General features: G+C 53.0%; 4 protein-coding genes. 1 reads left to right on the top strand and 3 read right to left on the bottom strand.

Features of this window, described 5'->3' with window-relative positions; all coding sequences use genetic code 11:
- Nucleotides 1-381 precede the first annotated feature (381 nt).
- Entirely contained in the window at nucleotides 382-705 is a 324-nt protein-coding gene (locus tag BG842_RS27495; protein ID WP_254663088.1) for a hypothetical protein, read from the bottom strand.
- Nucleotides 706-741: 36 nt separating this feature from the next.
- Between BG842_RS27495 and BG842_RS32505 the strand changes: the two genes are divergently transcribed.
- A complete protein-coding gene (locus BG842_RS32505; RefSeq protein ID WP_256388523.1) occupies nucleotides 742-870 on the top strand; it encodes a hypothetical protein in 129 nt (42 codons plus the stop codon).
- Nucleotides 871-1,139: 269 nt separating this feature from the next.
- Here BG842_RS32505 and BG842_RS11300 read toward each other — a convergent pair whose 3' ends face one another.
- A complete protein-coding gene (locus BG842_RS11300; protein WP_069450804.1) occupies nucleotides 1,140-1,802 on the bottom strand; it encodes an AIM24 family protein in 663 nt (220 codons plus the stop codon).
- A 163-nt stretch (nucleotides 1,803-1,965) separates the two neighbouring features.
- The coding region (locus tag BG842_RS11295; protein ID WP_139136099.1) for an L-lactate permease at nucleotides 1,966-2,739 on the bottom strand (774 nt) is incomplete at its 5' end.

The following is a 2,739-nucleotide window of genomic DNA, read 5'->3' as shown; positions in this document are numbered from 1 at the left end:
GAGTTGATGACTGATGAGAAAGACGGTTACGGTTAAATGTGGTTCCAGTACTCACTAACGTACAAGATAACAACGATCGACCTGCTGAATCCAATGATATTGTTAAAGATTTTCAGATGGATTTCCACAATCGTATCGTAGATTTAGCAGTATTTCATGACGAATTCGAACCATAACAATTCTAGTTCTAAACTAAATATATTCGTGGTGAATTCGATACTGTGACGGTGCTGTTAATAGATTCAAAACGAGTCCTCTCACGCTTCCGAAAAACTGCTCCACAATCGTCTGTTGCAGGACACTCAGCCGAAATACCTGGTTGTGGCCCTTGTTGAAACCACCTACCGCTGACTCGTCAGCTCGACACGCTTCGGTACGGTCTCACTCTGCCATATAGACGACAAACGACGCTTTCGTCGAACCAGCGGCCATCGAGTTGACGTGGATAAAGAACACCCCTAGCATGAGGACGTACGCGGCCACGTATATCGCTCGACTTCGGAGGAACGCTACGAAATCGTACCCGATGAACGGATAGACCGCGTACAGAAGGAAGACCAAAACAACGTGGAAGCTCCGTCTCTGGCCCGGTATGTACAGATTGTGCTGTCGGAGGAGGACGAAGGTCAGGAGTATCAACAGTGATGTCTGTGCGACGTGTATCCACAGCCCTCTATCGGTCCGATAGTACGTATGTGCGAGCAATAAGAGGGGTGTAACATAGAGAAAGAGAAGGTCGAGATGAAACGAACCAAACCATTCTGGGGAATTCTGCGCTCCGTAAAGAACCCCGATGAAGAGAAGTGGAATCAGGAGGAGTTGAACGAGGGCGAACGGACGAAACTCTCCGGTAAGTGGGTTGAAAAATGAGCGAGTAGAAGCGTTCTGATTGTCTTGTAAATTCATGGGAACCATTCCACGTTAGCTAAAATAAGTTTAGGACCATAGCATAAAAAGGATGTCTATTTCTGCTTTTTAATAATACTTATTAAATTTATGCTCTATGGTGTGCTTTTTGGCTTCTGTGCAGCGAGTCGGAACGATTCACAGATTCCGCGCATCAATCGGAGGGACAAGACAGCGGAAAACAAGATATTTTGATCAGGGAGCGGTCGTGGATAGTGATCGAACGAAGTGGGTCACTGTTCCGGGTGTACTTCCTCGTACGGTTGGATGATGACGAATCCGCCCTTGTCGGCGAACTGAAGCTGATACGTCTCACCAGAGGAGCGTCCGATGAAGCTTTTGAGGTTCAAATCCCGCTTTGAGCTCGGCGAGACGTTGCTACTCCACGCAACCGTCGCACTGGGGTCGGTACTGACCGGCGTCGGGACGACGAGGGGTTCGCCGTGCGTGGTAATCGCGATATAGCCCGGTCCCGAGAGATACACGTTGAACAAACCGCCGGAGGTCGCTCCAGCGATGCTGCTCATCATCTGGATATCCCAATTGACGCTCTCCTCGAACGCCAGCACGTCGTTTCCGTTGACACTGATTTCGTCGTCGGCGTCCAGTTCGAGCAGTTGGACCTCTTTGCCTTGGTCGGCCAGATAGAGATGGCCGGTTCCCGTTGCCTTCATCATCACCGCTCCCTCGCCGGTGGCTTTCTGTTTCAGCATTCCTTTCAGTCCACCGGCGGACTTCTGTTCGAACGAGATTTCGCCGGTGTAGCCGACCATCGACCCCGCTCGTGCCATGACGCTACCGTCCACCGAAACATCGAGCAGCTTCGAACTTTCCAGTTCGAACGTGTTTTGCGTCTCGTTCGGTGCGTGGGAGGTTACAAATTCGTCGAGATTCATCGATTGATACCCAGACGAAGTATCTAATCACATTCGTTTGTAGTTACCGTCCGAAATTTGACCACGTTGTGAAACGAATTCACTATGTGGAACGAATTCACTCGCGCCATCGTCGTTTCCTCATCCTTCCCCGATGGTGCAAAACGAAAAAAGCTCGACGAACTCAGAAGACGGTTGGGAAAATCACGTAGACGAACAGCATCGTCAGGATTCCAGTCATGCCCGCATAGTACGTTAACGGAAGGAGTTCGAGTCGGATGACCCGTCCTTCCTGTCCGACGAGGCCGACCACCGCGAGCGCGGCGACCACGTTGTGAATCGCGATGAGGTTCCCGATCGCACCACCGACGGCCTGTGCACCGACGAGGATGGTGCGCGAGACGGCGAGGTTCTCGGCGACGTTGTACTGGAACGTCCCGAACAGAATGTCGCTCACCGTGTTCGAACCGGCGAGGAATGCGCCGAATGCGCCCACGAGCGACGCGAAGAACGGGTAGACGCCGCCTGCGACGTTCGCCGTTGCGTCCGAGAGGATGACCAGCATGCTGTCGATGTCCGCTGCTTTGCCGGATTGAATCATGATCTGAACCGTCGCCACCGCGAACAGCAACGCGATGACAGCGGGGATGACATTCTCGGCCGTCTCGACCCACGAATCCTTAATCTGGCGTCCGTTCATGCCGTGTAGCGGAATGGTGATGAGGTGGACGAACACGAACACCGCCCCCGGGAGGTAGAGTAGTGCGAAGTCGTTATCGAGACCAGTACCGAGGATGTTCGTCCACTTGAGGACGAGCGTGCTCGTCAGGAAGTCCGTGAGGGGAGTCCAAACGCGGGTGAGAACGAGCAGCGCCGCCAGCAGCGCGTACGGCGTCCACGCCTTCCAAAGGGGCATCTGTTTTGTCACGACACCGCCATCAGCGGCGACCGGAGTGTC

The organism is Haladaptatus sp. W1, from assembly GCF_001723155.1.
GTDB classification, from domain to species: domain Archaea; phylum Halobacteriota; class Halobacteria; order Halobacteriales; family Haladaptataceae; genus Haladaptatus; species Haladaptatus paucihalophilus.
The sequence above is the reverse complement of the archived record's forward strand: the minus strand, read 5'-3'. Positions and strand labels throughout refer to the sequence as shown.

Bases quoted from the DNA above. Each gene is read 5' to 3' on its own strand.
- BG842_RS32505 (WP_256388523.1), top strand. From the start codon at position 742: ATGAAACGAACCAAACCATTCTGGGGAATTCTGCGCTCCGTAAAGAAC.
- BG842_RS11300 (WP_069450804.1), bottom strand. From the start codon at position 1,802: ATGAATCTCGACGAATTTGTAACCTCCCACGCACCGAACGAGACGCAA.